The sequence below is a fragment of the Pseudoflavonifractor sp. 60 genome, from assembly GCF_009911645.1.
GTDB lineage: Bacteria > Bacillota > Clostridia > Oscillospirales > Oscillospiraceae > Lawsonibacter.
In genome coordinates this window covers 1-419 of record NZ_QWKI01000193.1, presented here as the reverse complement: position 1 = coordinate 419, position 419 = coordinate 1, and the positions used below count along the sequence as shown (strand labels likewise).

General features: G+C 54.7%; 1 protein-coding gene. It reads right to left on the bottom strand.

Features of this window, described 5'->3' with window-relative positions; genetic code table 11:
* Positions 1-163: 163 nt before the first annotated feature.
* Positions 164-361, bottom strand: a complete 198-nt coding sequence (locus D1646_RS18970; RefSeq protein ID WP_120423003.1) for a transposon-encoded TnpW family protein — start codon at positions 359-361, stop codon at positions 164-166.
* Positions 362-419: the final 58 nt, after the last annotated feature.

Sequence of the window (419 nt, the reverse complement as noted above, 5' to 3'; positions counted from 1 at the left end):
CGGTAATCAGTTTTTGGGTGGTCTGTCTTGTCATGGTTTCCTCCATTTCCGACAGCCAGCCCCACTATTCCGTAGGTCTATTATACCATAGGGCGGGGCTGGCTGTACAGTCTTTTTTGCTTCTTTACCGCCCGTCAAAATGACGGTTTTTATCTGCGGGTTGTCATGCGCTGTAAATCGGCTTGTGCCCGGCTGCGCTTTCCGCTTCCAGCACTTTCATCATCTTGTCGGCGGCGGTGGCGGTAGTTCCTTGTTTGAAATAGCCGGAAACCACAAGGACGGTGTTGCCCCGGCGTACCTCGGTCACGCAATCCGGGCGGCGGGCGGTGGTGGCGGTGCTTTTCTTGGGCGTGTCGGTCATAGGCAAATCTCCTTTCCGTTCAGCAGCTTTTTAAGGCGTTCCATTTTCTCCCGTGCTC